The organism is Actinomadura sp. KC06, from assembly GCF_004348735.1.
Classification (GTDB): Bacteria; Actinomycetota; Actinomycetes; order Streptosporangiales; family Streptosporangiaceae; genus Spirillospora.
Window position 1 is genome coordinate 1 of sequence record NZ_SMKT01000294.1, and the last position, 5495, is coordinate 5495.

5 protein-coding genes are annotated in these 5495 nt (G+C 72.6%); 2 read left to right on the top strand and 3 right to left on the bottom strand.

The window, feature by feature from the left end; genetic code table 11:
• Nucleotides 1-166 precede the first annotated feature (166 nt).
• Nucleotides 167-553 (top strand): ATP-binding protein, encoded by a 387-nt coding sequence (locus E1287_RS41735; RefSeq protein WP_131971422.1) that lies wholly within the window; start codon nt 167-169, stop codon nt 551-553.
• 111 nt (nt 554-664) lie between these two features.
• Here the strand turns inward: E1287_RS41735 and E1287_RS41740 are convergent, their stop codons facing one another.
• The 3 genes from E1287_RS41740 to E1287_RS41750 form a co-directional block, all read right to left on the bottom strand.
• On the bottom strand, nt 665-1795 hold the full coding sequence (locus E1287_RS41740; RefSeq protein ID WP_131971424.1) for a DUF6745 domain-containing protein: 1131 nt from the start codon (nt 1793-1795) through the stop codon (nt 665-667).
• Nucleotides 1796-1807: 12 nt separating this feature from the next.
• Complete coding sequence (locus E1287_RS41745; RefSeq protein WP_131971426.1) at nt 1808-2134, bottom strand: hypothetical protein; 327 nt, start codon at nt 2132-2134, stop codon at nt 1808-1810.
• 75 nt (nt 2135-2209) lie between these two features.
• Nucleotides 2210-3538, bottom strand: coding sequence for a threonine/serine exporter family protein (locus E1287_RS41750; RefSeq protein WP_131971428.1), 1329 nt, complete (start codon nt 3536-3538; stop codon nt 2210-2212).
• 186 nt (nt 3539-3724) lie between these two features.
• Here E1287_RS41750 and E1287_RS41755 point away from each other — a divergent pair.
• On the top strand, nt 3725-5495 hold a 1771-nt coding region (locus E1287_RS41755; protein WP_131971430.1), incomplete at its 3' end, for a RecQ family ATP-dependent DNA helicase.

A 5495-nucleotide genomic window follows, 5' to 3' on the forward strand; every position in this document is an offset into this window, starting at 1 on the left:
GGCGCCCACCGAGTTCTACACTTAGGCGTTCGTCGGCAGCGTAAGATGTGTATAAGGGACAGGCGGGGGCGGGGCGGGAGCCGGTTGCGGTCATTGGGGTCGTTCCCGTGCACGGTCGCGGGAGAGGGCGCATGCTTGCGTTAGCCGGTGGAACTTAGGCGGATCTGTGGACCACTTACCTCGTCCCCACCTCGTCCTCGCGCTCAGGCCGGTCGAGGCGGCCGTGCGCGCGGCGCGCGACACGGTGCGCGCCGCCATGGAGGACTGGAACCGCCAGGACGTCAACGGCGACCTCGAACTCATCACCAGCGAACTCGTCACGAACGCGATCCGGCACGCGACCGCCATCACGCTCGTCGTCTCGCTGCCCGACGACGCGACCGCCATGGTCGAGGTGTGGGACGACAACCCGGAGGGGCCGTCCGCGCCGAGGGTCGACCTCCACGCCGAGGGCGGCCGCGGCCTCCTGCTCGTCGGCGCGCTGGCACGGTCGTGGGGCTGGCGCTCCACCGCCGGCGGCAAGGTCACCTGGGCGCAGACCGCGACGCCCTGAGCGCCATGAACGCCCTGAGCGGCGGGAGCGGGGCGGGCGTCCGTTGGTGACTGGGGAAGTGCGACCAACGGACACCCGCCGGGGGCCGGGACGTCCCGGCTGTCCGTAGGCTCAGGTCTGCTTTTCGGGGTGGTAGTCGGCCTCGTCCACACCGAACGTCCAGGCGACGCCCGCGCGCGCTGTGCGCGTGCTGGGCGGGACGCGCAGATAGTAGGTCCGGTGGGTTCCGTCTGGTTCCGGTGTCGAATTCACCACCTCCACCATGACCACGGGTTCGTCGCCGGGCAGGTCGATCGACCACAGGACGCCCGTCTCGTCCCGGTGGACGGGACGCGCGCCCGTCTCGGCCAGATAGCGGTCGTAGCCGAAGATCTCCAGCATCACGCGGCGCAGCTCGGCGTTCTCCTCGGACGAGATGCGGGACGCCGTGAGACCGGTCAGCGTGTCGACGAAATCGGGCGGGATCGGCATGCCGCGCCAGGCGTGCAGGGCGAAACCGTCCGGGTAGGCGAGGGCCGGGCCGTCGCCGCGGTGCAGCCGTCCGGGCTCGTCACGGTGCAGCTCGCCTGGCCGCTCCGACAGAATCACCAGCCGCTCGTAGGGCCACCACCAGCCGGTGGCGCGGGCGGCCTCCGCGAGGCCCGCGAGTGGGCCGTCCAGCCGTCCGAGCGTCTCGAACAGTGCCAGCCAAGGCGCGTCGTGCTGACCGAGGACGGCGTCGAGCGTGGCGCCCCGCAGCAGGGACGCCGTCGCCTCCACCTGGGCGTCGGTCGCGTCGCCCTCTACAAGGTCGCCAATGGCGCCCCGTACACGCGCGACCAGCGCCTGGACCTGGTTCCACAGCAGGCCGCCCGTCTCGGCCCACACCTGCGGCCACTGCTCCGGCCCCTGTTCGGAGCAGGCCGCGGTGCGTTCGGCCTCCCACGGACGCGTCCTCACCTCAGCGAGCACGCTCGTCCCGGCGAGGACGCCTCCGAGGTCGGCCCTGGCCTGATCGACCAGTTCGCCGAGCCCTGCCGCCGCCAGCGCGTCGCCGTGCCCGGCCAGGACGGCCGCCGCCACGGCCCCGCGCGCGGGGGAGGGCACCCACACGTACCGTTCTGGAGCGTCCAGACCGGCGGCTGCGTATGCGGCGGCGACGCCTGCCTCCGCCCGGTCTCGGTCGGCGGGACCGGTGCCGAAGGCCACCGACTGCCAGTCGCCGACCACGTAATGGGCTTCGCGTGCTGTAGCAGTGAGCATCTCGGCGGCCCCTCAGTCAGCCACGACGCGGACGGTGCCCGGCACGTACTCGCGCTGGCGGATCACCCGGTACCAGCCCTTCGGCAGGGTGATCGGCGCGTGCTCCTCGTGGACCAGCCGTCCGCCGGACGGCAGGTGCAGATGGTCCGGAGTGAGCGGGTCGGGCGCGCGCAGCAGCGACCCGGGCGCGGACAGCGCGTGCGCGTGCCCGGTGGCCTCGCCCAGCGCCAGAACCATGCGTCCCCGTCCGTCCCGCAGCGCGGGCCGCAGATCGCGGACGGACTGCGGGACCGCCTCCTCGGGCACGGGCAGGATCAGGATGTCTCCCTGTCGGTACATGTGGCGAACGTAACGTCCGCCACCGACAAAACGAGCGCCTGGAAGACGCTCTGCGGACGGAGCGCAGGACGGCCGCTAGAAACCGCGGGTGCGTCGGGCCGCGGGACGGGCCCAGCGCCCGGACGCGCTCAACCCGACGTGCTGGAACGCCCGGACGAGCTCCCCACCAAGGTTGACGCCGGCGCCCAGCGCGAGGGCAACGGAAACGGCGCCGATGAGGCTCAGCACACCCGACTCAGGTGAACCGGTGTTGAGCTCGACCATTCCCCTGTAAAGCCCGGTGCCGGGCAGTAGGGGCCCGATGGCAGGGACGACGAACGGCATGACGGGCTGCCCGTGCCTGCGCGCCAGCCAGTTCGCCAGGACGCCGACGACGGTGGCCGCCATGGCCGCCGCCAGCACGGGTGGAACGTGCCATCCACGCGCCAGGACGTACAGCACCCAGATCAGCCCGCCGCCCAGCGCCGCGGCGGTCAGCACGTCCCGGGGGACGGCGAGCGACACCGCGAACGTCAGCGAGATGGAGCCCGCCGCCATGACCGCGACCGGTTCGAGCTCCGCCGCGGGGGTGGGCAGGTGCCGGACGTCGATCGTCACGCCCAGCTTGACCGCGAGGTAGACGACCGCGCCCAGCCCGGAGACGATCGCCGCGATCATGAAGAAGACCTCCAGCACCCGCGCTCCGGCGCTGACCAGGTCGCCGGTGATGCCGTCCTGGATGCTGGCGACCAGCGGACGTCCCGGCAGCAGCGCCAGGATCGCGCCCGTGACGACCGTCGCCGCCTGGCCCGGGCTGCCCAGCGCCACCACGATCGCCGCCGCTCCGGCGCCGATCGCGGCGGCCACCGTCAGCTGGAAGAACTCCGCGATGCCCCGGCGCGCCAGCGCGGCGGCGGCGCGGTCGCCGAGCAGGGTGGCGATGAACGCCGTGGCCGCCACGAGCGGTCCGCCGCCGGTCAGCACACTGCCCGAGGCAGAGATGAGCCCCAGCGACACGACCAGGAGCCAGGCCGGGTATGGAGGACGACCCCTCTTTATCTCCGCGAGCCGCGCGTGCGCGTCCTCAAGTTCCAGCATCCCGATGGACGCGTCCTGCACGAGCTGGTGCAGCGCCGTGAGCCGCCAGTACGCCGGCGTACGGCGCCGGATGGCGCGCGTCCCGGTCACCGGCGGTTCGCCCTTCCCCGGGTGGGCCGACACCAGGATGCTCGTCAGCGTGACCTGGACCTCACAGCGCGGAAGCTCGTAGGCGACCGCAAGGCCGAGCATGGCCTCGTTCACGCGCTCGGTGGTCTCGCCACTGGCCAGGAGGAGTTCGCCCACGCGCAGGACGAGGTCGACCGCCCGCGGGTCGACGACCTCGCCGGGTTCCTCTTCGGGCGGTTCGGGGGGAGTGTGGTCCATCAGGACCTGCCACGTCCGTCGCAAGCGTTCCGCCGCGCCCATTCCCCGCCCAGGTTCCTTCCCCGCTGGAAAACCGATCTTGACTGGCAGGCTACCCGCGCCCCACCCGTCCCAAATCAGCGCCCCTGTTATCCACAGAACGCGGTTCTGGTGCGGGGGGCTCCGCGGCGCTGGTACCAAGGACGCATGACCGAATCAGACCTGCTCCGGGACGATGCCGAGCGCTGCCTGCGTGCCCTCGCGGGCGACCACGCGCGGCTCCGCGACGACCAGTGGACGGCGATCAGCGCCCTCGTCGTCGAACGGCGGCGGGCCCTGGTCGTCCAGCGCACCGGCTGGGGCAAGTCCGCCGTCTACTTCGTCGCCACCCGGCTGCTCCGCGACCGCGGCGCCGGCCCCACCGTGATCGTGTCGCCGCTGCTGGCGCTGATGCGCAACCAGATCGAGGCCGCCGGACGCGCAGGCATCCACGCCCGCACCATCAACTCGTCCAACACCGGCGACTGGGAGCAGATCTTCGCCGAGGTCGAGGACGGCGCGGTCGACGTCCTGCTGGTCAGCCCCGAGCGGCTCAACAACCCCGAGTTCCGCGATCTCGTCCTGCCCAAGCTCGCCGCCGGGGCCGGGCTGGTCGTCGTGGACGAGGCGCACTGCATCTCCGACTGGGGGCACGACTTCCGCCCCGACTACCGGCGGCTCCGCACCCTGCTGGCCGAGCTGCCGCCCGGCGTCCCGGTGCTCGCCACGACCGCGACCGCCAACGCCCGCGTCACCCAGGACGTCGCCGAGCAGCTCGCCGGCGACGAGGCCCTCGTCCTGCGCGGCCCGCTCGAACGCGATTCGCTCCACCTCGCCGTCGTCACGCTGCCGACCGCCGAGCAGCGCATCGCCTGGCTGGGCGAGCACATCGGCGAACTCACCGGCTCCGGCATCATCTACACCCTCACCGTCGCCGCCGCCCACGAGATCGCCGGCTACCTCCGCGACCGCGGCCACGAGGTCGCCGCCTACTCGGGCCAGACCGAACAGGCCGAACGGCTCCAGGCCGAGCAGGACCTTCTCGACAACAAGCTCAAGGCGCTCGTCGCCACCAGCGCCCTGGGCATGGGCTTCGACAAGCCCGACCTCGGCTTCATCGTCCATGTGGGCGCCCCGCAGTCCCCGGTGGCGTACTACCAGCAGATCGGACGCGCGGGCCGCGGCGTCGACCGCGCCGAGGTGATCCTCCTCCCCGGCCGGGAAGACCGCGACATCTGGGCCTACTTCGCCAGCCTCGCGTTCCCGCCGGAACACGTCGTCCGCCAGACGCTCGAAGTCCTGGAGACCGCCGGCCGCCCACTCTCCACCGGCGCCCTCGAACCCCAGGTCGACCTCAGCCGCTCCCGCCTCGAGATGATGCTGAAGGTCCTCGACGTGGACGGCGCCGCCCGCCGCGTCAAGGGCGGCTGGACGGCGACCGGCCGGCCCTGGTCCTACGACCGCGAACGCTACGAACGCGTCACCGCCGAACGCCGCCGCGAACAACAGGCGATGCTCGACTACATCTCCACTCCCGCCTGCCGAGAGGAGTACCTGCGCCGCCAACTGGACGACCCCGCCGCCGCCCCCTGCGGCCGTTGCGACAACTGCACCGGCCGCCATTGGTCCGCCGACGTCACCCAGAAGAGCGCCACGCAGGCGAGGGATCGCCTGCATCGTCCCGGCGTCGACATCGCGCCCCGCCGCATGTGGCCCGCCGGCGTCAAGGACGACCTGGGCGTCTCCGGCCGCATCGAGCTCCAGGCCGAGACGGGCCGCGCCCTGGGCCGCCTCACCGACATCGGCTGGGGCAACCGCCTCCGCGAGCTGTTCGCCGCCGACGACACCGACGTCCCCGCCGACCTGCTGGACGCCGTGGTCAAGGTCCTCGCCGCCTGGAACTGGCCCGCCCGCCCCACCGGCGTCGTCACCATCGGGT

What these genes read in the sequence shown, in the direction of transcription:
- E1287_RS41740 (WP_131971424.1), bottom strand. Translation starts at nt 1,795, where the DNA reads ATGCTCACTGCTACAGCACGCGAAGCCCATTACGTGGTCGGCGACTGG.
- E1287_RS41750 (WP_131971428.1), bottom strand. Translation starts at nt 3,538, where the DNA reads ATGGACCACACTCCCCCCGAACCGCCCGAAGAGGAACCCGGCGAGGTC.
- E1287_RS41745 (WP_131971426.1), bottom strand. Translation starts at nt 2,134, where the DNA reads ATGTACCGACAGGGAGACATCCTGATCCTGCCCGTGCCCGAGGAGGCG.